A 24,342-nucleotide genomic window follows, 5' to 3' on the forward strand; every position below is an offset into this window, starting at 1 on the left:
GATGACACGGCGGGATCTTCTCAAAAGTGGCGCCTGTGCGGTAGCTGCTCTGGCCTTCTGGCGATTGGGAATGGAAGAGGCCGCTGCCGCTTATCCCTTTACCCTCACCGATGCTGAATGGCGCAAGCGTCTCAGCCCGCTTGCCTATAATGTGCTGCGCAAGCAGGCCACCGAACATCCCTTCACCAGTCCGTTGAACAAGGAACATCGCGCGGGCACCTTCAAATGCGCAGGTTGCGAGCAGGCCTTGTTCAGTTCGAAGACGAAATTCGACAGCGGCACAGGCTGGCCGAGCTTCTGGGCGCCCTTGCCCCGTGCCACGGGCACATCGCGAGACATGTCCCTGCTCTATCCAAGGATCGAGGTTCATTGCGCCAGATGCGGCGGCCACTTGGGCCATGTTTTCGACGATGGACCGCCGCCCACTGGGAAACGCTATTGCATGAACGGCGTGGCGCTCAGTTTTTCGGCGGCATGATCCTGTAGACACGCAAGGACGTCATCCCTTGAAGCCTGACTGGCTTCAGCCAGTCGGGATGTCCACCCTTGTCCAAAATCATTGCCAGACTGCCCGGATGCTCCTCCGCATAATGTCTGAACTCATTTAGGCTGGGACAGGTCACCAGATAGTCTGGTCCCTTGCCACTATTCAAAGCCGTCAGAATAGCCCGCGCCTTTGTTGGCGACGCGGTAAAGCCCTCGACCACCGCCGTGATTCCGGCCGCATTCCGGTGATGCGCCGTGCCGATGACATCGTGGGGGGTGCGTATCAAAATGTCGGGACCTATATCCAGGGGCGCAAACAGCGTCGATCGGGGCAACTGCCGCAATGGTTCTAACGCCGCGGCAGTCCGGCATTCACCCGCAGGCGTTGGCGATTTCTCATCGTTCTCCGCGCCCGCCGTCGCCGCGATCCAGAGCGCGCACAAGGCCGCTGGTGTGAGCAAGGCGACCGCCGAGGACGCGAACACCCTCGGGATCGTCGCAGTTTTCTGCTGCGCCCGGCGGAAGAGCAGTAACATCAACCAGGCGACCCCCGGCAACGCCAGTACATGGGCGACCGACATCGCCCGCATCACCAGCAAGGCGACCAGCGTCGCCCCGGTCAGAAGAAGCGCCACAGCCAGCCAGCGGTCGCGCGCCTTGGCCGTATCGGCAATTCGCGCCGCCATGATTGATCCGGCCAGTCCCGCGAGCGGAGGCAGCAGAATGAGCCCCATCATCGATCGGCCCTGTTCCCAGATCGGGCGGCCTTCCATGACATGCAAATACCAGAGTTTATAGGCGACGGGTCCCAGCGACTGGAAAGGATCGCCGGTCAGGCAAGACTTGCCAGTGATGATGAACAGCGCAGCGGCGGCCAATGCACCGGTTCCTGCGGCGGCGAACCGCCCAGTCGCGGAAACGGGGGCGGCGATGCGGAAGACAATCGGCGTCACGATCGCAAAGGCGATCAATGGCCAGATATAGGCCGCTGAAATGGCATCGCATTGCGCGTGCGCCAGCGGCGCCATGCCGCGCAGGACAGCCAGCAGCAGCAGCGCGGCACTGCCCAAGGTCAGCGCATAGGCCACAAAGCGGGGCGTCTCATCTCGATCTCGCCACTGCCGCAACGCCAATACAGCCGCGAACAGGGCGGCGTAGGGCAGTCCTTCGCTCGAAATCTGTAGCCACACGGCCATGGCAGCGCCTGCGACCACGCCGCCGCGTGCAGGCCGCGTATCCATTGCACCCGCAAGAGCGATCGTCGCCATCAGGATCTGCCAGCCATGGTGATCGATCCGCAGCGGCCCGAACTGCACAAGGATGGTCGGCGTCGTCAGCATAAGCACCGGCGCAAGCATCGCCGCCGGTTTGCCAGCAATACGAACGACGGCGACATGGAGTGCCCATGCCAACGCACCTAACAACAGCAGTGGAACTGTCGAGCAGGCGATTACTTCGGCCAGGTGGCCGCCCAGCACCGGTCGCAACAGCAGGATTATCGCCGCGATCGGCATGTCGACGATGCGCGACCAATGCATGGGTCCGCCAAAGGGCGGGTTCACCCGATGCTGACTGACATCCAGAAAGGCTTGGCCGCCGAGCCAGTCGCGCGCTTGCTGAAGGCGCATTGCGTCATCCGGATCACGAAAGCCCAAAATGTCTAGCTGGTCGCGGGCCAGCCACAACAGAATGATGGAACAGCAAATCCAGGCAAGGATGAGCCAGCGGGCATTGGGGGTGGTTGTCCCCCCAATGTCTCGGGTGAACTCCGTGCGGATCTTAGCGAGCGGCGAAGACGCCATATTTCCGGATCGCATATACAGATAGAAAACTTGCTGGAATGGCGAACAGCTTCGCAAGCGCCGGAGCCATTCCGGCGGCTCCCAAAACGCTGATAAGGCCGGATGTCACGGCGATGCCTACCACGGCGCTGACCGCAAAGCCCAGACGCTGCCGGTTCGTCGGGCCGACAGCCGAAGGAAAAACGAAACGGACGCTGATCAGCCAGTGTAACAGCAGGCCCGATGCATAGCCGATGGCTCCCGCTATCGTAGGCGGCACATCGAACCGCAGCAGCGTCAGGAACAGCAGCATGTCGCCGCAAAGCGCGCAAAGGCTGGCGAGCAAATAGCGGACTATGGTGAAGCGGACGGTGAAAGCGCTGCTCAGATGGCCAAGGTTCATCAATGCCATGACTGCCGGTTTACGCGGCCTTCAGGCGGCCGGGCACCCGTCGCACGCTACCCAGCGCCGCATTCTGCCCCATGGCTTCTTCGCCTTCCTCGCCAGCTTCATGATATTCGGCATCCTCGTTGACCGCCCAGATGTCGAACTGCCGTTCGTCAGCTTCGATGTTCCGCACCGTCAGCATGGCGGTCATCATGGCATGATCCTGATTATTATAGCGGTGCATGCCGTTGCGGCCCACCAGATGCAGCGTCGGGTAGAGCTGCTCCAGTTCCGTCCGCATCTTCAGCACATTGGCGGCATAGTCGTCGTCATAGACGGGATAGGCTTTTTCCTGACGGACAACCGCTCCCCCGACCACATCGGCAGGATCGCACAGCCCCAGGATCGCCATTTCGCGCTTGGCAAGCTCGACCAGAGCATCGTCACTCGATGACCACAGGCCGTCGCCCTCGAAGCAGAAATATTCAAGGCCGACGCAGGCGAGGGACGGATCGGGAACCATTTCCGGAGACCAGCTGCGGAAATTCTGGATGCGGCCGACCTGAACCTTCGAATCATGGATATAAATCCAGTTGTCAGGGAACAGATCCTCCGACTTGATCATCAGCGCCACGGTCAGGAAGTCGCGATACTTAAGCTCCATCGCATTGCCGAGCGTCGCGGGCAAAGGATGAATGCGTCCCGCCAGTTCACGCATCGGCGCCGAACTGATGACATGACGCGCCTTCAGCAGCACCTCGCCCTCGGGACCCTGAGCGACCATGTGCCATTGGCCGGAGCCCTGGTCGTGCGACAGCTGCTTGAGGCTATGCGCCATCAGCACCTTGTTGCCGCCCTTGACGACGAAGTCCCGTGCGGCTTCCCACATCATGCCGGGGCCAAGCCGTGGATAGCGAAAGCTTTCCAGCAAGGTCTTGGTCGCCATGCCGTCATTGGGCCGCTTGTTAAGACCCAGCGAGCGCTTCAGCCCATCCTTTACCGCGCCCCAGAGCGACAGGCCCTTGATCCGCTGCGCCGCCCAATCAGCCGACATTTCGTTGCAGGGCATGCCCCAGACCTTTTCGGTATAGGTCTTGAAGAAGATGGAGAACAGCTTGTGACCGAAGGCATTCACCGTCCAGTCCTGAAAGGATCGGACATTGCGGTTCGGCCGCAGCCTGGCCTTCGCGAAACTCGCCATGCATAACGTCGATCGCCACACGCCAAGGTTCCACAACGCCTCAAAGGCACGCAGCGGATAGCTGTAGAATTTGCCCTCATAATAGATGCGGCTCATCCGGGGACGCTGGATGAAATCATTGGGCAAAATCTCGTTCCAGAGATCGACCACCTCTTTCGACTTGGAAAAGAAGCGGTGGCCGCCAATGTCGAAGCGGAATCCGTTCAGTTCAACGGTACGGCTGATCCCGCCGACATAGCGGGGGTCCTTTTCGATAACGGTGACCGAATAGCCCTTTTTGGTGAGCAAATAGGCCGCAGTCAGGCCTGCCGGACCCGCGCCAATGATGGCGACATCCACATTCTGGTCGATTTCCGGCATGCAATGCCCCCCGATAGGCTAACTTCTATCATCGGAATTGGCGGAAATCATCTAAGGAATGGTTAACGATCAGGTAAGCATGGCGGGGCAGGTGCACCGCCCCGCCGGCCGGTCTCAATGGCGGAAGTGCCGCATGCCGGTGAACACCATGGCGAGGCCCGCTTCATCCGCCGCCGCGATGACTTCCTCGTCGCGGATCGATCCGCCCGGCTGGATCACCGCCGTCGCGCCTGCTTCGACCGCCGTCAGCAGACCGTCGGCGAAGGGGAAGAAGGCGTCGGAGGCCACCGCAGAGCCGATGGTGCGGGCTTCGCTCCACCCCGCCTTATCAGCGGCGTCCTTCGCCTTCCACGCGGCGATGCGCGCGGATTCGAGACGGTTCATCTGCCCCGCGCCGATGCCAGCGGTGCTGTTGCCCTTGGCATAGACGATGGCGTTCGACTTCACATGCTTGGCGACGGTCCAGGCGAACAGGCAGTCATTCAGCTCCTGATCGGTGGGCGCGCGCTTGGTCACGACCTTCAGTTGATCGCGCGAGACGCGGCCATTGTCGCGGCTCTGCACCAGCATGCCGCCAGCGATGCTCTTCATCATCAGGCCAGTGCGCGCCGGGTCGGGGAGTTCGCCGGTCAACAGCAGCCGGAGGTTCTTCTTCTTCGCGAAGATCGCCTTGGCTTCTTCGTTAGCGTCGGGCGCGGCGACGACTTCGGTGAAGATGCCGCTGATCGCCTCGGCGGTTGGGCCATCCAGCGGACGGTTGACGGCGATGATGCCGCCAAAAGCAGACACGCTGTCACAGGCGAGGGCGGCTTCATAGGCTTCGATCAGCGTATCGCCGGTGGCGACCCCGCAAGGATTGGCATGCTTGACGATCACGACGGTTGGCGGGCCGTCGCGGAACTCGCTGACCAGCTCCAGCGCGGCGTCGGCGTCATTGTAATTATTGTAGCTCAATTCCTTGCCCTGGATTTGCTTGGCCTGGGCGATGCCATTGGCGGAAGGACCGACGGGCAGATAGAGCGCGGCCGACTGGTGCGGGTTCTCACCATAGCGCAGGGTCGCGCCCAGCTTGCTCGACACCGCCAGCGTTTCGGGGAAATCGACGCCCTGATCGGCAAAGGCGAACCAGCTGGCGATCATCGAATCATAGGCGGCGGTGGCGGCATAAGCCTTCGCCGCTAGCATGCGGCGGAAATCATAGCTGGTCGCGCCGCCCTTTTCCATCATCTCCGCGATCAGACGGGCATAGTCGGCGGGATCGGTGACGATGGCGACGCTCTCATGATTTTTCGCGGCGGAGCGGACCATGGAGGGGCCGCCAATATCGATATTCTCGATGATCTCTTCGCGCTCGGCGCCCTTCGCGACCGTGGCGGCAAAGGGGTAGAGGTTGACGATGACAAGGTCGATGGCGCCGATCTCATGTTCGTTCATCGAGGCGACGTGATCGGGATTGTTGCGCACGGCGAGCAGGCCACCATGAACCTTGGGATGCAGGGTCTTGACCCGGCCGTCCATCATTTCCGGGAAGCCGGTGAGGTCCGAAATATCCTTCACGTCCAGCCCGGCATCGCGCAGCGCCTTGGCGGTGCCGCCTGTGGACACCAGTTCGACGCCATGTTTGCCCAGCGCCTGGCCCAGTTGGATGAGGCCGGACTTGTCCGACACGGAAAGAAGGGCGCGTTTGATGGTGACGTCTGACATGATGCTTCCTGCTGTTCGGGTTGCCGCTCAGGCTTGCCGCATGCCTCTAGTCCTGCCGGGCCGATGCGGCAAGGATAGGATTGGGGGTAAGGGGCCTTAGCTCATCCGCTTGAAGAGCCAGCCGATGGTCGACCCGCCGGGCAGTGCTTCGGCGGTGATGACAAGCTGGCGGGTCTCATGCGGGCGGCCTTCTCCATCCACCCAGAGGCTTTCCTCGATGGCGAGCTTCCCGGCATTGGCGCGGAACTGCCAGATAGGCCCCATCTCGATGCGCAACAACGCGCCCATGCCGTCCGCCGTGGCGGTGGGTTCCACTCCGGGCGCGAGGTGGAAGCGTAGCTCGGCGGGCAGCTTTACCGGCCGACGGCGGCGCGCGGCGGGCGTCAGCATATCTTCGCCCCGGATTTCGCGGCCATCGATGCTGACGAGCAGCAGGCGCCGATGGACATAGCCCATGCGCCGCACATAGCCGTCATGGCTGATCTCTATCCGGCTACCGCTTTCCTGCTCCTGCCGGTGAAATTCGACTTCGGTCACGCCGCGTCCCAGCGTGCCGTCGGGGAGCAGGGCGGTGGAATTGCTGTCGTTCAGCACCAGCGTGCTGTGCGCCGCCGTGGTGCGCAGGCCCTGTGCGAGGCCGCCGGGCATCCATGCGCCCTCAAGCGCCGCGCCGCCGCAATTGACGATCAGCCGCTGCGGCCCGTCACTGATCTCGATCGCGGTGGTGGAGGCGCATCCTGCCTCGGCCAGGCGAGCGACCGGTGGCGGCGCGGCATCAATCTGTACGATGGTCGTGCCCGCGACAAGCCGCTGATAGCCCCAGTCGCTCGCCTGCCGCAGCGGGCGTGCCCGCACGCGGCTGGCCCGGATCACGTCTTCTATGATGGCGGGGTCGATCGCGCCCGTGCCCTGCCAACTGCCAAGCCCGCCATCGCCATGGGTAAGGCCCAGCAGCGCGGGAACCATTCGCCCCTGCGCTTCGGTAAGGAAAGGCGGCACCTGTTCGCGACGAACATCGTAGACGGCCCGAACCATCGCCAGCAGCATGATGGCGTCCAGTTGGTCCAGTGGCGAGCGCGAGACAATGCCGCCATCGCCATGAACCGTGTTTTCGATGGCGCGCTTGAGACCCGCTTCACCGAAAATCTTGCGTGCAGCGCCGCCCGGCAGCAGCATCGAAGCCGCGACGATTCCGCCCCAGGCCACCAGACGCGGCAGGCCAAGGGGTGCCTTGTCCGCGCCGCGATCCAGATGTCGGGCCGTGCGGGCGATGCAGTTCAGTACCAGCGAGCGATAGACCAGATCGCTGGATGACAGGATAAGCGGCGCGTGGGCCGACCAGAAGAGCAGCCGCCAACCGGCATTGTCGGCACGCCACGCTGGCTCGCTTGGCGTTTCGGCATGCACGTCCAGCCATTTGCGCAGCACGGCTTCGGCAATGGGCGCGCCCTGTTCCCGCGTCGCCGCCGATGACAGGTCGCGCAGCCACGCAAAGCTGTGCAGATAATCGGCGAAGGCGGGGATGACCGTCAGACGATCGAAATCCAGCGTGTTGACCGGCTGCTTCAACCCACGAAACTGGAAGTAACCGGCGCGGATCGCCTGACCCGCCTTGCCATCGCCCGCAATTTCATCATCGGGCACGGCGAGCAATTTGAGCGGATATTTCCCCTTGAGCCGCCGTCCGTGGATCGGCGTTTTCCAGCTCATCAGGTAAAAGCGGTTGGCGACCCGTTGAGCCAGCGACAGGCCCTTGTCATCCGCGACGCGGATGAGGCGCTTGCCCTGTTCGATTCCGTTTTCGGCTGGTTCTGATTCCGCCGTATCCGCAAGCGATGGGCTGGGGATGCGCCGCCTGTCGCTCACCCGCCCTTGAGCTTCCGGATATTGTCGGCATAGGCCGAAGGTCCGCCACGGAAGGTTGCGGTGCCAGCGACCAGCACGTCCGCGCCCGCTTCGATCGCGCGCGGGGCAGTGGTGAAATCGATGCCGCCATCGACCTGCAGGCGAATGTCGCGCCCGCTCTTGTCGATCATCTTGCGGATCGCCTCGATCTTGCGCAGCTGATTCTCGATGAAGCTCTGCCCGCCGAAACCGGGGTTGACGCTCATCACCAGGATCAGGTCGACATCATCGATCAGATAATCGAGCATCTTGGCCGGGGTGCCAGGGTTCAACACCACGCCCGCCTGCACCCCCAGCGACTTGATATACTGGATGGAGCGGTGAATGTGCGGCCCGGCTTCCGGATGGATGGTCAGGATATCGGCGCCCGCCTGAGCAAAGGCGTCGAGATATTGGTCCACCGGAGAGATCATCAGATGGACGTCGAACGGCTTCTGGCTGTGCGGACGCAGCGCCTTCACCACAGCCGGACCGATCGTGATGTTGGGCACGAAATGGCCGTCCATCACATCGATGTGTATCCAGTCACAGCCCGCCTCGTCAATCGCGCGGACCTCCTCGCCCAGGCGGGCAAAGTCGGCGGAGAGGATGGAGGGCGAGATAAGGATAGGGCTGGTCATCAACAGTCGGCTCTACCCGCGCCTTGGGTCAAGGGCAACGGCGCAGTTGGACCTTATCCACAGCCTTTTTCGACAGTCATGGGCGGGGAGTTCAGGGCAGGTTGAAAATAGTTGGATCCAGGCCGCGTGACGCCATCGACCCGCGCGGCAAAAACTGCTTCACGCCGTGGAGCGCGACGACATGCGCGCCCTCCAATATCGGGGCGGCGATGAGGCGCATGGTGCATTCGCCGCCGTCGAGTGGTCGTATATCGACATCCAGGGTGAAGCCGCGGCGATGGCGAATGGCGTAGGCGCGCAGTTGTTCCATCGCATCGCGAGAGTCAGGCCGGTAGAGCGATGTGGCGAGCGGGCGTGGAACCGTCATGCCCCGCTCCAGGCCGAACAGGTCATAGACGCCGCTGGTCCATGACAAGCCATTGTCGCTGAGGTCGCAATGCCATAGGCCGATGCCGCGCTCCGCTAGCGCCTGGTCATCGCGGGAGGTGCGGTCGTCGAGCGACACCGACGCGAGATGCTGGTGCAGGTCGTACATCGGCCAGCTGTGATGCAGGGCAAGAGGCTCGGTCGGGCGCAATCGGGGCCTTTCTGACGTCCGCCTGATCTTAGTTCATTGTGGCGCGCGGGCAAGCCGGGCGATGAAGAAACCATCCGTCCCGCCATGGTCGGCCAGCGTATCCGGCAAAGTGCGCAGCCAGCCTTCCGGGTGGGGCACGATGCTCTGCGGCAATTCGGCCGGGTTTGCCTTCTGGATGCTGAAATCGGGATGGGTGCGGAGGAAGGATTCCAGCTGGTCCTCTCCCTCCGCCTTTTCGAGCGAGCAGGTGGCGTAGATCAGGGTGCCACCGGGCTTTAACCATTGGGCTGCGCGGTTGAGCAACTCAGTCTGCAACTCGGCAAGTTCGGCGATCTGGCGCGGGCCGATGCGATGCAGCACGTCGGGATGGCGGCGATAGATGCCGGTCGCAGTGCAGGGCGCGTCGAGCAGGATGGCGTCCGCTGGGATAGCGGGTTCCCACTGGCGCAGGTCGGCCTGAACGATCGTGGCGGAAAGGCCGGTGCGTGACAGGTTTTCGCTCAGCCGTTCCAGCCGCTTCTTCGACTGGTCGATGGCCGTCACCTGCCATCCTGCGGCGGCGAGCTGCATCGTCTTGCCACCGGGTGCCGCGCAAAGGTCCAGCACCGTGCGGCCCTTGCCCTGGCCAAAAAGGCGTGCGGGGCAGGAGGCAGCGATGTCCTGCACCCACCATGCGCCCTCCGTGAAGCCGGGAAGCTCCGTCACCGATCCGTGATCGGGCAGGCGGACATGGCCGGGCGCGAAACTTTCGCCGCCAAGCTTCTCGGTCCAGCTGGCGGTTTCTGCCGGGTCGCGCAGGGTGACATCGACAGGCGGGCGCACGGCATAGGCGCGCGCGGCGGCAGCGGGCATGTCACTGCCCCACTGGCTTTCCCAGCGCGCCACGACTTCGTCCGGCAATTTGGGTGGATCGGGGAGAGTGGGTGTAGCGCGCGTGACCGTGCCGAAGACGCCATGGACCAGCTTGCGCGGGCCGCCATCAACCAGGGGCAGCGCGGTCGCAATGGCGGCATGGGGCGCGGTGCCGAGCGCCAGCACCTGAATAAGGGCGATGCGCAGGACCATGCGGGCCTTGGCATCTGAGGGCAGCGGCTGGCGGGTAGCGCCGTCGATCAGCGCGTCGAGATCGGGCAGGTGGCGCAGCGTCTCGGCTGCGATGGCATGAACGAGCGCCCGGTCGGGAGCTGGCAGGCCCTGCGCAACACCGTGCAGCGCCAGCTCTAGCGGATCGCCCCGGCGCAGGACGGCGTCGAGCAGGCGCAAGGCGGCGCGACGGGCGGGGAGGCCGGGAATATCTGTGGGTTGGGAAGGTTTCGCCATCGCCTGCGCCTAGGCCAATTGGCGGGAAAAGTAATCACCGTTCGGCACCCCGCCACAACATTCGTCATCCCAGCTTCCGCTGGGATGACGGCAGAAGGCGGCTCTCAGTCCCGTCCCAAAGGATCAAGCGCGCTCGACCGCCGACGCGTCGGCGCTGCCACCGGGCTCAACGCCGAGGCCCGCGCCGCAGGAGCCATCGGCACGCCCATATCTCCCGCCATTTCCTCCAGCGCCGCGATGCGCTTTTCGGTCGCGGGGTGGGTGGAGAAGAGTTCGCTCACATGCACGGGGACGATGTAGAGCTGGGCGGCGGCGGGATTGCGCTCGGCCACTTGGTTCGGGATCATCTCTGCCTTGCCGGAAATCTTGGCGAGCGCGGATGCGAGTGCGCGGGGATTGCCGCTGATCTGCGCTCCGGCGGCGTCGGCGCCATATTCGCGTGTGCGGCTGATCGCCATCTGCACGATCATCGCGGCAAAGGGCGCAACGATCACCGCCATCAACGTGGCGAGGATGTTACCATGACCATTCTCCTGATTGCCGCCACGGAAGAAGAGGCCGAAATTGGCGAGCATCGAAATGGCACCCGCGATCGTCGCGACCATGGTCATGATCAGCGTATCGCGATTCTTCACATGGGCCAGTTCATGCGCCATCACGCCCGCCACCTCCTCACGGGTCAGCATCGAGAGAAGGCCAGTGGTCGCGGCGACGGCGGCATGTTCGGGATTGCGGCCCGTGGCAAAGGCGTTGGGATGCGGCTGGTCGATCAGATAGACGCGCGGCATGGGAAGACCCGCCCGCTGGGCAAGGTCGCGCACGAGCCCGTAATATTCGGGCGCACTCCGGGCATCCACTTCTTGGGCGTTGTGCATCGACAGCACGATCTTGTCGGCGTTCCAGAAGGTGAACAGGTTCATGCCCGCCGCCACGACCAGCGCGATCATCGCCCCGCCGCTGCCGCCCAGCGTATAGCCCAGCGCCATGAACAGCGCCGTCATCGCCGACAACAGCATCACCGTCTTCAAACCGCTCACTTGTCTTCCACTCCTTTGCAGCCCAGATAGCGGACCATGCATGAATATGGGGTTGCCGGTGCGGCGCCACAATCGAAAGGCTTTGGACATGGGAACATATAACGGCAAGCGTCCCGCGCATGTGAAGCCGCCCGCGCATCTTTCGAAGAGCCCGCCGGTGCCTGCGCCCGACCCGATCGACACCCCCTCACGCCATGAGGAAGAATTGAGTCCCGTCCGCTACGGAGACTGGGAACGTAAGGGAATCGCTATCGATTTTTGAATGTCGGCGGCTGCCCCTTGATCGGTTCATCGCTGATTATGCACGTCTTCCGCTGGCCTGTGCCCTCGCTGCGAGCGGCGCGGCGTGTTCCTCTAGCCTTTGCTACCCTCTTCCGTGCAGGATTCAGCGGGGCAAAGGAAGAAAACAAAGCCGGGGTGGGTCGTGAATCATATAGCCGAGATAAAGGTGAGGGCGGTGTCTGAATATGCGCCGGAAGATGCGGCGCTGCTCTGTGCCGTGGGTCGTCTGGTCTGTGCCTGGACGATGCTGGAACAGAGTCTGGAGGCGAAAATCGCCATGATGCGGGAAGCGATGGGTGACGTGCGAACCGTCGGCACCCGGATGCGCCCCGGCATGGCGAAATTGATGACCGAGCTTCGGACGATGGTGGCGATGCGCGACAAGCGCAACGCCAGCGCGCTCAAGGAGATTTCGGATATCGAGCGACACATGCAGAGGATCGATCGCTTCCGATCGCTCATCATTGGCGGCTTTCAGCAGCCCGCGCCTGGCGGTTTTACGTGCCGCGATGCTCGGAACAATCACACGCATGTCTCACTTGATCATCTCGATGCGGAGATATCTTCGCTCGAAACGGTGGCACAGCGCTTGCTGGCCGTCTGACCGGGCGAGGTAATCCTCCCGCTATGCTTGACCTTTGACGCGTGGGGGGCGAAGCCTGTCCGCGCGTCTAGCGAGAATGGAATATCATGCCCTACAAACCTATCCGCAAAGCCGTGTTTCCTGTCGCAGGCCTCGGCACGCGCTTCCTGCCCGCCACCAAGTCGGTGCCCAAGGAACTGCTGCCGGTCGTCGATCGGCCGCTGATCCAATATGCCGTCGATGAGGCGCGCGAAGCCGGGATCGAGCAGATGATCTTCGTGACCGGGCGCGGCAAAGGCGCGATCGAGGATTATTTCGACATCGCCTATGAAAGCGAAGCCACCCAGCGCGAGCGCGGCAAGGACCTGTCAGCCCTGGACGGCACACGCCTTGCGCCCGGTAACGCGGTGTTCTTGCGTCAGCAGGAGCCGCTGGGCCTCGGCCACGCGATCTGGTGCGCGCGCGACATCGTTGGGGACGAGCCCTTCGCTATCCTGTTGCCCGACGAGTTCATGAAGGGCGCGCCGGGACGGGGCTGCCTCAAGCAGATGGTCGATGCTTATAATCAGGTCGGCGGCAACTTGGTGTGCGCGCTTGAAGTGCCGATGGCCGATACGCCGAGCTATGGTGTGATCGATCCGGGCCAGCGCGATGGCGCGCTGACCGAGGTAAAGGGGCTGGTGGAAAAGCCCGCGCCCGGCACCGCGCCTTCCAACCTCATTCTTCCCGGCCGCTACATCCTGCAACCTGAGGTCATGAAGATTCTCGCGACCCAGGAAAAGGGCGCGGGGGGCGAGATTCAGCTGACCGACGCCATGGCGTCGATGATCGGGCAGCAGCCCTTCCACGGCGTGACCTTCGACGGCCGCCGCTTCGACTGCGGGTCAAAGGCTGGTTATATCGAAGCGAACCTAGCGCTAGCGCTCGAGCGCGAGGATTTGGGCGAACATATCCGCAAGTTCGCGCTGGCGGAATTGGGCGCGACGACGATCGCCGCTGCCGCCTGAAGGCAAACCCCTTCCTTTATCTCCCCTCCCGCAAGCGGGAGGGGCCGGGGGTGGGCCAGCGCAACATCAGCCTTATTGAGCAGACGCTAATGCAGAAGCTCGCTCTGCTCGTACCCACCCCTAACCCTTCAAACGAGTCGCGTGGCTCGTTTGAACGCTTGCGGGAGGGGAAGCTTCTGACGGTTCCACTATGCATAAAAAAAGGGCGGCCCTCCCAGAGCCGCCCTTTACGTCATGCCAAACAAAACCCTCAGAACGGCACTTCATCATCCAGGTCATTGTCGAAATTCGGCCCGCCAGCGCCGCCCCGGGCACCACCGGACGAGCGTCCACCGCTGCCGCCGCCAAAGCCGCCACCGCCGCTGCCACCGCCGAAATCATCATAATCGCCGCCAAAGCCGCCCGAGCTGGCGCCCCAATCACTGCCGCCGCCCTGCGAGCGACCACCGCCCTGGCCACCACCAGGCGCGCCGTCGAGCATGGTCAGCACCGCGCCCGGACCCTGCAAAACGACTTCGGTGGTGTAGCGGTCGTTACCCGACTGGTCCTGCCACTTACGCGTGCGCAACTGGCCCTCGACATAGACCTTCGATCCCTTGCGCAGGAACCGCTCGGCGACGCCTGCCAGACCTTCGGAAAAGATCGAGACGCTATGCCATTCGGTGCGCTCCTTGCGCTCGCCGGAATTGCGGTCCTTCCAGCTTTCGGAAGTGGCGATGCGAAGATTGCACACCTTGCCGCCATTCTGGAAGCTCTTCACTTCCGGGTCAGCGCCCAGATTGCCTACCAGAATGACCTTGTTGACCGAACCCGCCATATTTCCTCCGATGCTTTGGAGGTTCTTATAGTCGGCTGGCCTGCGGGCGCTACCCTAAACCTAGGGCCGTTGCGGTCCAGTAAGTGACTCCCGCAGCCGCATAAGCAAGAGCGAAAAGATAGCCGATCATGAAGAGCGGCCATTTCCAGCCGTTGGTTTCCCGCTTCGTCACGGCGATCGTCGATATGCACTGCGGCGCGAACACGAACCAGGCGAGGAAGGCAAGGGCGGTCGGCAGCGGCCAGTTATCCTTCAATCGATCGCCCAGGCTCCGTTCCAGCTTGGTCTCCTCTTGATCCGCATCGAGCGAATAGACGGTCGCGAGCGCCGACACCGCTACTTCCCGCGCGGCCATTGCCGGGATCAGCGCGAGGGAAATGTCGCGGTTGAAGCCGATCGGCTCCAGCACGACGTTGAGCCCGTTGGCGATCCGTCCGGCGACCGAATAATTGACCTGGCTGACGCTGCTGTTCTCGGGCGCCTTGGGAAAGCTGAGCAGCACCCACAGGATCACGGTCGATGTAAAGATGATGGTGCCTGCGCGCTTCAGGAAGATGACGGCACGCTGCCATAAGCCGAGCAATATGTCCTGCGGGCGCGGCCATTGATATTTGGGCATTTCCATCAGGAAACTGCCGCTTGCGCCCTTGGTGACGGTGGCGCGCAGGATCAGCGCGACCAGCATCGCGCCGACAATCCCGGCGATGTACAGGCAGAAGAGGACGAGTCCCTGAAGGCCGATGCCCAGCCCCACGTTGCGCGCCGGGATGAAGGCGCCGATGATCACCGCATAGACCGGCAAGCGGGCCGAGCAAGTCATGAGCGGCGCGATCAATATGGTCGTCAGCCGGTCCTTCGGATCGGCGATGGTGCGCGTCGCCATGATGCCTGGCACGGCGCAGGCGAAGGAGGACAGCAGTGGGATGAAGGCGCGGCCCGACAGGCCGACGCGGGCCATCAGCCCGTCCATCAGAAATGCCGCGCGGACCATATAGCCGGTCGCTTCCAGCATCAGGATAAAGAAGAAGAGGATGAGGATCTGCGGCAGGAAGACGACCACCGATCCGACGCCGTTGATGACGCCATCGACCAGGAATGAACGTAGCAGGCCATCCGGCAACGTGTTGGTGACGATCGTGCTTGCCGTTTCGGCCAGCCCCTCGATCATGGCGATGGGTGCCGCAGACCAGGCATAGACCGCCTGGAACATGATGAAGAGCAGCGCGAGCAGCAAGAGCAGACCCGCCACCGGATGGAGCGCAACCCGATCGACCGCAGCCGTCAGGCGGCGGGAGGGCGTTTCGCGAACCACTGCCGCGCGTGCGATCCTCCGCGCCTCGCTGCGCAACGCATCGAAGTCGAGAGCCGCGGCGGTAGACCGGACCTTGGCGCTGCCGTCGAAAAGCGTGTCCAGTTCGGTGCGGAGATGGTCGAGCCCGCGTTTGCGAACCGCCACGGTCGAAATGACCGGCACCCCCAGCTCGCGCGAAAGGATATTTGCGTCCAGTTCCAGCCCGTCGCGGGTGGCAAGGTCCACCATGTTGAGCGCCACGACCGTCGGCAGGCCAAGGGCGATCAACTCAAGCGCGAAGCGAAGGTGATTGTCGAGGTTGGAGGCATCGACCACCACCACCAGCGCGTCCGGCAGCCGCTCGCCATGCTGCTTGCCAAGGACCACGTCGCGGGTCACCTGCTCATCGGGGCTGGTAGGATTGAGGCTGTACGTGCCGGGCAGGTCGACCAGTTCGAGCGGGCGGCCATCGGACAGCGACAGCCTGCCTGCCTTGCGCTCCACCGTGACGCCGGGATAGTTGCCCAGCTTCTGTCGCGCGCCGGTCAGCGCGTTGAACAGGGCGCTCTTGCCGGCATTGGGGTTGCCGACCAGCGCGACCAGTGGCAGGCCACTCATGCCGCCTCCGCCGGACCCGTGCGGACGGTAATCGCCGCTGCATGATTGCGGCGCATCGCAATGGTCATGCGCCCGACCTTGCAGGCGATCGGACCACGGCCGAGTAAACCGCCATGATGCAGCGCTTCGACGCTGGCGCCTTCGCACAGGCCGAATTCGCGCAAACGCTGGCCGTCCGACGCGGAAAGCGCGTCCCAGTCGATCAGGTCCACAGAGGCTGGCTGGCGCAACGGCAGTTCGGACAGGCGCAAGGAAGTAAAACTCGCTGAGATCACCTGCGAGTGACTATCAATATAGATAGGAAAAGGCCAGCCGGAATCGCGGCCTTTCGCGGGCAGTCAGATTGCGGGGTAGCGGAGCCTGCCCACGAAGCGAGCAAGGCTCAACCGCTCGCCGCCGCCTATGCCTTTCCACCTCGCCTTGGCCCGTTCGAAGCGCATCACGCCTTCGATGCGCCGATCGAGGAAAGTGCGGCTATCCGCCCAATCTTCGCTTTCATCGTCCACGAACACCAGCAGTGTCGCGGCATAGACCGCCGCGAGCGTGAGGCGCTTGCTATAATGATTGAGGTCGGTCGCGCTGTCGCCAGCCGCGCGCCACATCACGTCGGCCGATCGCCAGCCCAACCGGGCAGCGCGGACGCTGTTTTGTGGCAGGGCCATGACGGCGAGCGCGCGGCGCAGGGCTTCCCGGTCGCGCGCCAGCAGTGTCAGCCGTGCCGTGACCAGCGCGATGATGCGCTGGCGGATAGACATGGTGACGAGCTTCTCTGGCGTCAGCGCCTCCAGCATGCGTGTGTCGATGCTGGCGAACCAGGCATCGATCATGTCCATGGCGCCCGCCGAAAAAGCGAGATGCGCGATGTCGGCATCCACACCGCCCTCCGATGCAGCCATGGTGACCGCTTCGGCGCGCCAGCCGTCAAATGCGGCATGACGCGGCAGGATCGGCGCGAGAAACGCCCGCACTTCATCAAGGGTCGGGTCTTCTGGCAAGGTCGTCATGTCCCCTATGGTAGGGCGCGGCACGCCCGCACACAAGCGCCAGACGATATTCAAACATGATGTTGCAACATATCATTAGATATGATGTAACATCATGTTTGTGACGGCCAGAAGGTCGCACAGATTTAGGATGGAGGATGCGATGGCAGTAATGGCAATGCATGCAACTGGAGGTCGGCAGCCCGGATATGCTGGCGGGGGCGGATCGCCCGTCGCGATCGGAGCAACCATCGCCCTCCACGCGCTGGTGGTGGGTGCGTTCATCCTTATACCCAAGGAGGTGATCGCCCCCTATGTGCCGCAGATCATGATCGGCAAGCAGATTCCGATCGACCCGCCCCCGCCGGAAGCGCAACCGCAGCCCCCCGAAAGCAGGATGCCGGTGCGACCGACGACCGACCCGACTCCGACAAATCCCGATGATCTGGTGGAGCTGCCTGACAGCGGAACGGGGCCAATCGTGCCCGCCGGTGGCACTGGTACTGACACGGGCGGCGGCGTCATCCTGCAACCCTTTGAGCCGCCGCATGAGCCCGTCCTCGTCGAACCCGGCATTGACCCGCGCGCCATGTCCGCGTTCCAGCCCGACTATCCCGGATCGATGATCCGCCAGGGGATGGAAGGCTCAGTCACGGTCCGCGTCAGCATCGGCGCGGATGGCAAGGTGACGGCCATCGAACGGTTGTCCGCCACGGACGAAGCCTTCTGGATCGCCACCCAGCGGCACGCGATGCGCAAATGGCGCTTCCGCCCCGCGACTCGGGACGGCGTGGCTGTGCCCGGCATCAAGGTGCTGACCGTCCATTTCAAGCTGACCGACCGTTGAATGTCGCCATGCCGGATGCAAGGCCCGGCTTTGCATCCGGCGGCGCCCTATCCTATATAGCGGCGATGGCGATCTTCCCCCGTCCTGTCTCTCCCAGAAGCGCGCTAGGCGACCTGTGGAGCTATTTTCGCGAGAATCGGCCGCATAAATGGCCGCTGCTCGGGCTGTCGATGGCGATCACCTGGGTGATCATGTGGGTGTTCATGGTCGACGCGAACACCAACACGATGCCGACCCGCAACAAGATCATCTACGTCCAGAGCTGGGACGCGAGCCGGTCGGACGCGGCGATCATCCTGCAACAGAAAATCGACCTGGCGAAGAGCGAAGCGGCGCTGCAAAAGCGGCAGAAGCAGATGCAGGGATGGGCCGACTCATTCGGCATCGACTGGCGCACCGAAGAAGCCCGCAACAGCGCTCGCCGCAAGGAAGCGTTGAAGCAGATCAATGCCCAGCTCGATTCGCGACTGGCCAAGGCGGAGGCGGCGGAAAAGGCCGCGCCCCAGACCAGCCAGAATTGAATTTCCCGATGGCCGACCCCGCCGACGACCGCCGTTTCATGGCAGCGGCGATCGCCCTGTCCGAACGCGGGCGGGGTCTGTCCACCCCCAATCCCAATGTCGGATGCCTGATCGTCCGCGACGGTGCGGTGGTCGGCCGTGGCTGGACCCAGAAGGGTGGTCGCCCCCATGCCGAAGCGCAGGCGCTCGATGAAGCAAAGGATCAGGCGCGCGGCGCGACCGCCTATGTGACGCTGGAGCCCTGCTTCCACCTGTCCGCTCGTGGGCCGCGCTGTGCCGACCTTATGGCGCGAGCAGGCGTCGCGCGCGTAGTGATCGCACTGCGTGATCCCGATCCGCGCACTGATGGGCAGGGCGCAGGGCATCTGCGCGCGCGGGGTATCGAGGTCGAAATGGGCCTGATGGCGCAGGAGGCCGCTACAGTCATGCGCGGCTTCGTCCTGCGGCAGACGCTGGCCCGCCCGGCCGTCACCCTGAAGCTTGGCCTGTCGCTCGACGGCTGCATCGCGCTCAAGGACGGGTCGAGCCGCTGGATCACCGGCGAGGCGGCGCGCGCCCATGCGCATCTGGAGCGGGCGCGGCATGACGCTATCCTGGTCGGCGGCGGCACATTACGCGCCGACGCCCCGCGCCTCGATGTCCGGCTACCGGGACTGGAGGATCGCTCACCCCGCCGCCTGCTGCTGACTCGCGGCCGGGCGCCCAAGGGGTGGGAAGCTATCGCGCAGCCGGAGGATATTGCCGCGCTCGATCATGTGGACCATCTGATGGTGGAGGGCGGCGCGGCAGCGGCAGCGGCCTTCCTGCGCGCCGATCTGGTCGATCGCCTTCTGCTCTACCGCGCGCCGATCATCATCGGCGACGGCCTTGCGGGCATCGGCGACATCGGCCTGTCGGACCTCGCTCAAGCGCACCAGCGCTGGACCCTGACCGACGAGCGCCAGCTGGGCGAGGACCGGCTGGAGGTTTACGAACGGCGGCGCGGCGCTTAGGAGCGTCACGGAACCAGCAGGATCGCACACCCATGTTCACCGGCATCATCACCGACATCGGCACCATCCGCTCCGCCGAGCAGCGCGGAGACCTGCGCCTCGTCATCGGCACCGCCTATGACATGGACGGCGTCGCGATTGGCGCTTCGATCGCCTGTTCGGGGGCGTGCCTGACCGTGGTGGAAAAGGGCGCGGACTGGTTCGCCGTCGATCTGTCCGCCGAAACGGTCGAGCGTACCGCGTCCGGCCTGTGGGCGCAGGGCGGCAGGCTGAACCTGGAACGTGCACTCAAAGTGGGCGACGAACTGGGCGGCCATATCGTCACCGGCCATGTCGATGGCGTCGGCACATTGGTGTCCGCTACGTCCAAAGGGGATTCCACCCGACTGGTGATCGCCGCCCCCCCGGCGCTGGCGTCCGCACTTGCCGCCAAGGGGTCTGTCACGGTCGATGGCATCTCTCTGACCGTGAACAGCGTTGAGGATCAGCCGGACGGGTCCGTTCAGTTCGGTCTGAACATCATACCGCATACGGCTGCGGCTACGACGCTGGACGATCTGACGACCGGCCGGACGTTCAATCTGGAGATTGACGTGCTGGCCCGTTATCTCGACCGCATGCAGAGCCTTCGCGCATCGATGTGATTGGTGCTTGAAATAATCACATCATAATGTGATAACTGCGTCCCGAGGCCGATCTGGTCAAGGAGTCGCAGTCATGTCTTCCGCGCTTATCGATACCGTTCGCACGCTGGTCAATGAAGGGGGCATGTCCCGGTCGGGACTCGCGCGCGCTGCGGGCCTTCATGCCAATTCCCTGCGGAAGCTGGGCGAAACGGACTGGAATCCCACCGCCGAAACGCTGGGCAAGCTCGAAAATTATCTGGCACGGCGCGAGGGCGGCACTGCGCTTGCCTCCCCGGAAGAGATCATCAACGAAGCGCGTAACGGCCGCATGTTCATCCTGGTCGATGATGAAGATCGGGAAAATGAAGGCGATCTGGTAATCCCGGCGCAGATGGCGACACCCGACGCGATCAACTTCATGGCGACGCATGGCCGTGGCCTCATCTGCCTTGCGATGACCAAGGATCGGGTCGATCATCTGGGCATCGACCTTATGAGCCGCAACAACGGCACGCGGCATGAAACCGCCTTCACCGTGTCGATCGAAGCGCGTGAGGGTGTGACCACCGGCATCAGCGCCGCCGACCGCGCGCGCACCATTTCCGTGGCGATCGACGGCTCCAAGGGCCGCGACGACATCGTGACCCCTGGCCATGTATTCCCCCTGGTCGCCAAGGATGGCGGCGTACTGGTGCGCACTGGCCATACCGAGGCGGCTGTCGATGTGGCGCGTCTCGCCGGCCTCAACCCGTCGGGCGTGATCTGCGAAGTGATGAAGGACGACGGCACCATGGCGCGCCTCGACGACCTCATCCCCTTCGCGCAGAAGCACAAGATGAAGATCGGCACGATCCGCGATCTAATCGCCTATCGCCGCCGTCATGATCATATGGTTGAACGCCGCGCCGAAACCGTCTTCAACAGCAAGTGGGGCGGCGACTGGAAGGCGATCAGCTTCTATAACAAGGCGACGCAAAGCGAACAGCTGGTGCTGCAAAAGGGCCATGTTTCGCCCGACGAACCGACGCTGGTGCGTGTGCATCAGCTCTCGCTGCTCGACGATGTTTACGGCGCCAGCGGCCCCCGCTGCGAAATTCTGCGCAAGTCGATGGAGATCATCGCCAAGGAAGGCGCGGGCCTCATTGTCGTCCTGACCAGTAATTCGCCAACCGATTTCCTGACCCGCATCCTGCGCCACCATGCTGGCCAGCCTGTCAGCGGCATGGACGAATTGCGCGACTATGGCGTGGGCGCGCAAATCCTCGCGGAACTCGGCGTGCACGACATGGTCCTGCTCACCAATTCCAGCCACAGCCTCATCGCGCTTGACGGCTATGACCTCGCCGTGGTTGGGCATCGACCCGTCGAGCTATAAAAAAGGATATCGGCCGTGGCGAAATTCCTGATCGTTGAAGCCCGCTTCTACGAACATCTCAATGACCTGCTGATCGAAGGTGCGGTGGCCGCGCTGGAGGCGGAAGGGCATAAATATGAAGTCGTGACGGTGCCCGGCGCACTGGAAATCCCCGGTGCGGTTGCGCTGGCGGCAGAGTCCGGACGCTATGACGGTTTCGTGGCGATCGGCGTGGTGATCCGCGGCGAAACCTATCATTTCGAAGTGGTCTCGAACGAAAGCGCTCGGGGCCTTATGGCGCTCAGCATGGACGGCATTCCCATCGGCAATGGCATCCTGACCGTCGAGAATGAGGCGCAGGCGCTGACCCGCGCCAAGCCGGATGAGAAGGACAAGGGCGGCGAAGCGGCCAAGGCCGCGATCGCCATGCTGGGCCTGCGCGAGAAATTTGGCGCCTAGGCGCTTCTCGCTCTACCTGGGCACCGCCTCTTAATCCGTTCGCCCTGAGCTTGTCGAAGGGCTTCACTTCTTTTTTGGAGAAAGGGCCGACCCTCGGAGCGGCCCTTTCTCCTTAAGGCTCAGCCCGCCTTGGCGAGAACCGGATAATCCACATAGCCCTCGCGGCCCTGCGTGTAGAGCGTATCGGTGCTCAAGGGGTTAAGCGGAGCTCCTAGCGACAGGCGATCGGGCAGGTCGGGATTGGCTATGAACGGACGGCCAAAGCTGATCGCCTGGGCAAGGCCGCTGTCCAAATCCTCCTGCGCCCGAGCCGCGTCATAATCGCTGTTCAGGACGAGCGGGCCGCTGAAATGACGGCGGATGAGCGGCGACTGACGCGCGACGTCGCTCGCGCCCCGGCTACCGTCCGGACGCAGCTCGCGCATCTCCAGAAAGGCGATGCCAATCGGGTCCAGCGCCTTGGCGATGGCGATGGCAAGGCTGGCGGGATCGCTGTCGTCCGTACCCTGCGAGGCGCCATTGATCGAAATCCGCACCGCCGTCCGGTCGGCGCCAACGGCGTCCGCTACGGCCTGCGTGATCTCGCGCAGTAGCCGGACGCGGTTGTCGGGGCTGCCGCCATAAGCATCCTGCCGCTGGTTGACGCCGTCGCGAAGAAATTCGTCGAGCAGATAGCCGTTGGCGGCGTGAACCTGAACGCCGTCAAATCCGGCTTCGCGAGCATTGCGCGCGGCTGTGACATAGGTGGCGATCAGGGCCGGGATTTCCTCTGCGTCCAGCGCACGGGGCTGCTCATAGGGCTTGTTGCCTTCATAGCTATGGGCGTGGCCGGGCGCGGCGATCGGACTGGAAGACACGGGCTGCTGCCCGCTGACGCTCGAATGGACGAGGCGTCCCATGTGCCAGAGCTGCGCGAAGATGCGGCCTCCAGCATCATGCACGGCCTTCGTGATCGGCTTCCAGGCCTCCGTCTGCTCAGCCGTCCAGATGCCCGGTGCGAAGGGCCATCCAAGCCCCTGACGCGACACGCCTATGCCTTCGCTGATGATCAGGCCGGCCGAGGCACGCTGGCGATAATAGTCGGCCATGATTGGCGTCGGCACATGATCGCGGCTGGCGCGGGCGCGGGTGAGCGGCGCCATCAATATGCGATTGCGGGCCTTGATGGTGCCCAACTGAACAGGATCGAAGAGGCTGGTCATGAAAATCCCCTTATTACGGTTGCAATTTGCAACGCATAAGCTTGCCGACGCCAGCTAGGGATCGGTGATCAGGCTTTCAAGCCTGTTCGCGGCAAGATGTCAAAACAGTGTGTCGACCGCATGAATGGCCAATCCTACAAGGCCACCGACCAAAGTACCGTTGATCCGGATATATTGAAGGTCGCGACCGACAGCGCTTTCGAGGCGGCTGGTCACGGTTCCCGCGTCCCAGCCGCGCACGGTTTCGCTCACCAGCTTCACGATGGAATCGCCATAGGCGGCCGTCGCACCAACGGCGGCGCGGCGTACGAAGCGGTTGATCAGCAGCCGCAGGCGGGCATTGTCCTGAAGCGTGGTGCCCAGCTGGCGCAGCGCCTCGCCCAGCCGCCCCGCCATCGCCTTGCCCGGATCGCGGATGGCGCGCAGCAGGCCGGATCGTGCCTGTTCCCAAAGGCCGTCTATCCACCGTTGCATTGCGGGATTTTCCACGATCTCGTCGCGGATGCGGGCCACGCGTTCCTGCATGGCGGCATCGAATTGCAGGTCGCTTGCCAGCTTCGCCATGCCTTCTTCGGCCTTGAGGCGCAGGCTATGATGCGGGTCAGCTGACATCTCGGCCAGCAGCCGCCGCAGCCCGTCGATGATGGTGTTGGACAGATTTTCATCCAATCCCGTCCAGCGCAAAATCTTGCCCGCCCGGTCATGCACCATCTGGCGGATAAGGTGGTCATTGGCCTCCAGCGTACGATCGGCCCAATGGATGATGCCGTCCATCACCGGCGCATGGCGGCCATCGCGCATCGCCGCCTCTATGGCCTGCCCGATCAGCGGCGCGATGTTCATGCCCCGCAGCCGTTGAGCGATCGCACCCTTGACCATGCCGCCAAGCCGTTCCTGATCAAGCGCCTCCAGCATGTCCGCCACCAGCCGCGACGCGCCTTCCCGCAAGCGGCCGTCGCCTCCTGACGGGCTGGCGAGGAAGCGCCCTGCGGCGGCGGCGACGTCCAGCCGCTGCATTCTGCGCGCAACGACAGCGGGGGTTAGGAAATTGTCGCGCAGGAAGAAGGCTAGCGTATCGCCGATCCGGTCTTTGTTGCGCGGGATGATCGCCGTGTGCGGGATGGGCAGGCCCAGCGGATGCCGGAACAGCGCGGTGACGGCGAACCAGTCGGCAAGGCCGCCCACCATCGCGGCTTCCGCAAAAGCCTGAACGAAACCGATAGCTGGATGCAGATGGACGGTAGATCGCGCGGCGAGGAACAGCAGCGCCATCGCGATCAACATGCCCGTCGCAACCACCCGCATATCGCGCGGCACCCGGACAGGCACGTCGGCGGCGATCGGGGGAACGGGAAGCTGCTTCATCGTCCGTCCAACGGTT

Annotated in this window: 25 protein-coding genes; 10 read left to right on the top strand and 15 right to left on the bottom strand. The window is 63.6% G+C overall.

The genetic code is table 11. From position 1 onward, the window contains the following. The first annotated feature begins 1 nt into the window (after position 1). Positions 2-478: a peptide-methionine (R)-S-oxide reductase MsrB gene (msrB, locus tag AC6JBC_RS01825; protein ID WP_498025079.1), complete on the top strand. Its 477-nt coding sequence runs from the start codon at positions 2-4 to the stop codon at positions 476-478. On the opposite strand, the gene AC6JBC_RS01830 is transcribed toward msrB, so the two are convergent. The 9 genes from AC6JBC_RS01830 to htpX all read right to left on the bottom strand — a co-directional run bounded on the left by AC6JBC_RS01830 (position 459) and on the right by htpX (position 11,358). After that, positions 459-2,288, bottom strand: coding sequence for a hypothetical protein (locus tag AC6JBC_RS01830; RefSeq protein ID WP_498025080.1), 1,830 nt, complete (start codon positions 2,286-2,288; stop codon positions 459-461). The two genes, msrB and AC6JBC_RS01830, sit on opposite strands and share 20 nt — an antisense overlap. Then, the gene (locus tag AC6JBC_RS01835; RefSeq protein ID WP_498025082.1) at positions 2,266-2,679 is read right to left on the bottom strand and encodes a GtrA family protein; all 414 of its coding nucleotides are present in this window, start codon (positions 2,677-2,679) and stop codon (positions 2,266-2,268) included. The genes AC6JBC_RS01830 and AC6JBC_RS01835 overlap by 23 nt, the downstream gene beginning before the upstream one ends. A 10-nt stretch (positions 2,680-2,689) precedes the next feature. Further along, positions 2,690-4,216, bottom strand: a complete 1,527-nt coding sequence (locus AC6JBC_RS01840) for an NAD(P)/FAD-dependent oxidoreductase (protein ID WP_498025083.1) — start codon at positions 4,214-4,216, stop codon at positions 2,690-2,692. Positions 4,217-4,330: 114 nt separating this feature from the next. Then, on the bottom strand, positions 4,331-5,920 hold the full coding sequence (gene purH, locus AC6JBC_RS01845) for a bifunctional phosphoribosylaminoimidazolecarboxamide formyltransferase/IMP cyclohydrolase (protein WP_498025085.1): 1,590 nt from the start codon (positions 5,918-5,920) through the stop codon (positions 4,331-4,333). A 96-nt stretch (positions 5,921-6,016) separates the two neighbouring features. Beyond that, positions 6,017-7,786 carry a heparinase II/III family protein gene (locus tag AC6JBC_RS01850; protein WP_498025087.1) on the bottom strand — a complete coding sequence of 590 codons (1,770 nt, stop codon included), beginning with the start codon at positions 7,784-7,786 and terminating at the stop codon, positions 6,017-6,019. After that, positions 7,783-8,445, bottom strand: a complete 663-nt coding sequence (gene rpe / locus AC6JBC_RS01855; protein WP_498025088.1) for a ribulose-phosphate 3-epimerase — start codon at positions 8,443-8,445, stop codon at positions 7,783-7,785. Before rpe ends, AC6JBC_RS01850 begins: the two co-directional genes overlap by 4 nt. A gap of 91 nt (positions 8,446-8,536) precedes the next feature. After that, positions 8,537-9,022 carry a diguanylate cyclase gene (locus tag AC6JBC_RS01860; RefSeq protein ID WP_498025090.1) on the bottom strand — a complete coding sequence of 162 codons (486 nt, stop codon included), beginning with the start codon at positions 9,020-9,022 and terminating at the stop codon, positions 8,537-8,539. A 33-nt stretch (positions 9,023-9,055) separates the two neighbouring features. Beyond that, complete coding sequence (locus tag AC6JBC_RS01865; protein ID WP_498025092.1) at positions 9,056-10,342, bottom strand: RsmB/NOP family class I SAM-dependent RNA methyltransferase; 1,287 nt, start codon at positions 10,340-10,342, stop codon at positions 9,056-9,058. A 104-nt stretch (positions 10,343-10,446) separates the two neighbouring features. Next, complete coding sequence (gene htpX, locus AC6JBC_RS01870) at positions 10,447-11,358, bottom strand: zinc metalloprotease HtpX (protein WP_498025974.1); 912 nt, start codon at positions 11,356-11,358, stop codon at positions 10,447-10,449. 109 nt (positions 11,359-11,467) lie between these two features. On the opposite strand from htpX, the gene AC6JBC_RS01875 reads away from it, so the two are divergent. The 3 genes from AC6JBC_RS01875 (at position 11,468) to AC6JBC_RS01885 (ending at position 13,251) form a co-directional block, all read left to right on the top strand. Further along, a complete protein-coding gene (locus tag AC6JBC_RS01875) occupies positions 11,468-11,641 on the top strand; it encodes a DUF1674 domain-containing protein (RefSeq protein ID WP_449474410.1) in 174 nt (57 codons plus the stop codon). 195 nt (positions 11,642-11,836) lie between these two features. Then, entirely contained in the window at positions 11,837-12,265 is a 429-nt protein-coding gene (locus AC6JBC_RS01880) for a hypothetical protein (protein ID WP_196224798.1), read from the top strand. Positions 12,266-12,351: 86 nt separating this feature from the next. After that, positions 12,352-13,251, top strand: coding sequence for a UTP--glucose-1-phosphate uridylyltransferase (locus AC6JBC_RS01885; RefSeq protein ID WP_464787650.1), 900 nt, complete (start codon positions 12,352-12,354; stop codon positions 13,249-13,251). A gap of 250 nt (positions 13,252-13,501) precedes the next feature. Here the strand turns inward: AC6JBC_RS01885 and ssb are convergent, their stop codons facing one another. From ssb to AC6JBC_RS01905, 4 genes are all read right to left on the bottom strand, one after another. Beyond that, complete coding sequence (ssb, locus tag AC6JBC_RS01890) at positions 13,502-14,068, bottom strand: single-stranded DNA-binding protein (RefSeq protein WP_464771473.1); 567 nt, start codon at positions 14,066-14,068, stop codon at positions 13,502-13,504. Positions 14,069-14,117: 49 nt separating this feature from the next. Continuing rightward, a complete protein-coding gene (gene feoB / locus AC6JBC_RS01895) occupies positions 14,118-15,977 on the bottom strand; it encodes a ferrous iron transporter B (RefSeq protein WP_498025094.1) in 1,860 nt (619 codons plus the stop codon). Then, positions 15,974-16,228, bottom strand: a complete 255-nt coding sequence (locus AC6JBC_RS01900) for a FeoA family protein (RefSeq protein ID WP_464787647.1) — start codon at positions 16,226-16,228, stop codon at positions 15,974-15,976. The genes feoB and AC6JBC_RS01900 overlap by 4 nt, the downstream gene beginning before the upstream one ends. Before the next feature lie 87 nt (positions 16,229-16,315). Continuing rightward, positions 16,316-16,981 (bottom strand): COQ9 family protein, encoded by a 666-nt coding sequence (locus tag AC6JBC_RS01905; protein ID WP_498025096.1) that lies wholly within the window; start codon positions 16,979-16,981, stop codon positions 16,316-16,318. 151 nt (positions 16,982-17,132) lie between these two features. Between AC6JBC_RS01905 and AC6JBC_RS01910 the strand changes: the two genes are divergently transcribed. The 6 genes from AC6JBC_RS01910 (at position 17,133) to ribH (ending at position 21,759) form a co-directional block, all read left to right on the top strand. Next, on the top strand, positions 17,133-17,807 hold the full coding sequence (locus tag AC6JBC_RS01910) for an energy transducer TonB (protein WP_498025097.1): 675 nt from the start codon (positions 17,133-17,135) through the stop codon (positions 17,805-17,807). Positions 17,808-17,815: 8 nt separating this feature from the next. Beyond that, positions 17,816-18,328: a hypothetical protein gene (locus AC6JBC_RS01915; RefSeq protein WP_498025099.1), complete on the top strand. Its 513-nt coding sequence runs from the start codon at positions 17,816-17,818 to the stop codon at positions 18,326-18,328. Positions 18,329-18,366: 38 nt separating this feature from the next. Beyond that, on the top strand, positions 18,367-19,320 hold the full coding sequence (gene ribD / locus AC6JBC_RS01920) for a bifunctional diaminohydroxyphosphoribosylaminopyrimidine deaminase/5-amino-6-(5-phosphoribosylamino)uracil reductase RibD (RefSeq protein ID WP_498025975.1): 954 nt from the start codon (positions 18,367-18,369) through the stop codon (positions 19,318-19,320). Positions 19,321-19,352: 32 nt separating this feature from the next. Next, positions 19,353-19,964, top strand: a complete 612-nt coding sequence (locus tag AC6JBC_RS01925; RefSeq protein WP_498025100.1) for a riboflavin synthase — start codon at positions 19,353-19,355, stop codon at positions 19,962-19,964. 73 nt (positions 19,965-20,037) lie between these two features. After that, positions 20,038-21,321 (top strand): 3,4-dihydroxy-2-butanone-4-phosphate synthase, encoded by a 1,284-nt coding sequence (gene ribB, locus AC6JBC_RS01930; protein ID WP_498025102.1) that lies wholly within the window; start codon positions 20,038-20,040, stop codon positions 21,319-21,321. Between the two features lie 15 nt (positions 21,322-21,336). Next, positions 21,337-21,759 (top strand): 6,7-dimethyl-8-ribityllumazine synthase, encoded by a 423-nt coding sequence (ribH, locus tag AC6JBC_RS01935; protein ID WP_196224790.1) that lies wholly within the window; start codon positions 21,337-21,339, stop codon positions 21,757-21,759. A gap of 119 nt (positions 21,760-21,878) precedes the next feature. Here ribH and AC6JBC_RS01940 read toward each other — a convergent pair whose 3' ends face one another. Next, a complete protein-coding gene (locus AC6JBC_RS01940) occupies positions 21,879-22,961 on the bottom strand; it encodes an alkene reductase (protein WP_498025103.1) in 1,083 nt (360 codons plus the stop codon). 99 nt (positions 22,962-23,060) lie between these two features. After that, positions 23,061-24,326 (bottom strand): DUF445 domain-containing protein, encoded by a 1,266-nt coding sequence (locus AC6JBC_RS01945; RefSeq protein WP_498025976.1) that lies wholly within the window; start codon positions 24,324-24,326, stop codon positions 23,061-23,063. Positions 24,327-24,342 lie beyond the last annotated feature (16 nt).

The sequence above is a fragment of the Sphingobium sp. RC1 genome, assembly GCF_059738765.1.

Bases quoted from the DNA above. Each gene is read 5' to 3' on its own strand.
- AC6JBC_RS01940 (WP_498025103.1), bottom strand. From the start codon at position 22,961: ATGACCAGCCTCTTCGATCCTGTTCAGTTGGGCACCATCAAGGCCCGC.
- AC6JBC_RS01905 (WP_498025096.1), bottom strand. From the start codon at position 16,981: ATGACGACCTTGCCAGAAGACCCGACCCTTGATGAAGTGCGGGCGTTT.
- rpe (WP_498025088.1), bottom strand. From the start codon at position 8,445: ATGACCAGCCCTATCCTTATCTCGCCCTCCATCCTCTCCGCCGACTTT.
- AC6JBC_RS01835 (WP_498025082.1), bottom strand. From the start codon at position 2,679: ATGGCATTGATGAACCTTGGCCATCTGAGCAGCGCTTTCACCGTCCGC.
- AC6JBC_RS01875 (WP_449474410.1), top strand. From the start codon at position 11,468: ATGGGAACATATAACGGCAAGCGTCCCGCGCATGTGAAGCCGCCCGCG.
- msrB (WP_498025079.1), top strand. From the start codon at position 2: ATGACACGGCGGGATCTTCTCAAAAGTGGCGCCTGTGCGGTAGCTGCT.
- feoB (WP_498025094.1), bottom strand. From the start codon at position 15,977: ATGAGTGGCCTGCCACTGGTCGCGCTGGTCGGCAACCCCAATGCCGGC.
- ribB (WP_498025102.1), top strand. From the start codon at position 20,038: ATGTCTTCCGCGCTTATCGATACCGTTCGCACGCTGGTCAATGAAGGG.
- AC6JBC_RS01885 (WP_464787650.1), top strand. From the start codon at position 12,352: ATGCCCTACAAACCTATCCGCAAAGCCGTGTTTCCTGTCGCAGGCCTC.
- AC6JBC_RS01830 (WP_498025080.1), bottom strand. From the start codon at position 2,288: ATGGCGTCTTCGCCGCTCGCTAAGATCCGCACGGAGTTCACCCGAGAC.
- ssb (WP_464771473.1), bottom strand. From the start codon at position 14,068: ATGGCGGGTTCGGTCAACAAGGTCATTCTGGTAGGCAATCTGGGCGCT.
- AC6JBC_RS01945 (WP_498025976.1), bottom strand. From the start codon at position 24,326: ATGAAGCAGCTTCCCGTTCCCCCGATCGCCGCCGACGTGCCTGTCCGG.
- AC6JBC_RS01910 (WP_498025097.1), top strand. From the start codon at position 17,133: ATGGCAATGCATGCAACTGGAGGTCGGCAGCCCGGATATGCTGGCGGG.
- AC6JBC_RS01840 (WP_498025083.1), bottom strand. From the start codon at position 4,216: ATGCCGGAAATCGACCAGAATGTGGATGTCGCCATCATTGGCGCGGGT.
- AC6JBC_RS01915 (WP_498025099.1), top strand. From the start codon at position 17,816: ATGCCGGATGCAAGGCCCGGCTTTGCATCCGGCGGCGCCCTATCCTAT.
- purH (WP_498025085.1), bottom strand. From the start codon at position 5,920: ATGTCAGACGTCACCATCAAACGCGCCCTTCTTTCCGTGTCGGACAAG.
- htpX (WP_498025974.1), bottom strand. From the start codon at position 11,358: ATGCTGTTGTCGGCGATGACGGCGCTGTTCATGGCGCTGGGCTATACG.
- ribD (WP_498025975.1), top strand. From the start codon at position 18,367: ATGGCAGCGGCGATCGCCCTGTCCGAACGCGGGCGGGGTCTGTCCACC.
- AC6JBC_RS01925 (WP_498025100.1), top strand. From the start codon at position 19,353: ATGTTCACCGGCATCATCACCGACATCGGCACCATCCGCTCCGCCGAG.
- AC6JBC_RS01865 (WP_498025092.1), bottom strand. From the start codon at position 10,342: ATGGCGAAACCTTCCCAACCCACAGATATTCCCGGCCTCCCCGCCCGT.